The sequence below is a fragment of the Pseudomonas sp. SH10-3B genome (assembly GCF_019891415.1).
Lineage (GTDB): Bacteria > Pseudomonadota > Gammaproteobacteria > Pseudomonadales > Pseudomonadaceae > Aquipseudomonas.
The window spans coordinates 1-503 of sequence record NZ_JAFLXD010000133.1 but is presented as its reverse complement, the minus strand read 5'-3'; the positions used below and the strand labels follow the sequence as shown (position 1 = coordinate 503).

Sequence of the window (503 nt, the reverse complement as noted above, 5' to 3'; positions counted from 1 at the left end):
GCTGGACAAGAGCAACAACGACGGCTTGAGCCTCCAGGCCTACCTCACCCGGGTGACACGGGTGCGCTTAAAACTCCAGCAAGTCAGCTCCGCACCCGACCCGCTGGAAATGACCCAGGCCCTGGCGCAAAGCGTGTTTCAAGGGCGCCGCATTGACCTCACCGACACCCAGGCCTACGGCAGCTTGCTGGCCGCCAGCCTCGGCGCGCAGTGGAGTGGGGCGGCGCAGACGCTGTTCGTGCAGCCGCTGGAACAGGCCTGGCAGCGGGTCTTGCAACCGTCGGCCGCGGGCCTGAACAGCCAGTGGCAGCGCTCCATCGTCAGCCAGTGGAACGCGGCCTTTGCCAGCCGCTACCCGTTTGCGGCCACGACAAGTGACGCCTCGTTGCCGATGCTGGGGCAGATGATCCGTGCGGACTCCGGGCGCATCGAGCAGTTTCTACAGCGGCAATTGAGCGGCGTGTTGCGCAAGGAGGGCAGCCAGTGGGTTGCGGATCCACGTC

At 66.2% G+C, this 503-nt stretch carries 1 pseudogene; it reads left to right on the top strand.

The features are described from left to right. Window positions 1-503, top strand: a pseudogene (locus J1G35_RS30680) (type VI secretion protein VasK); the annotation flags it as partial.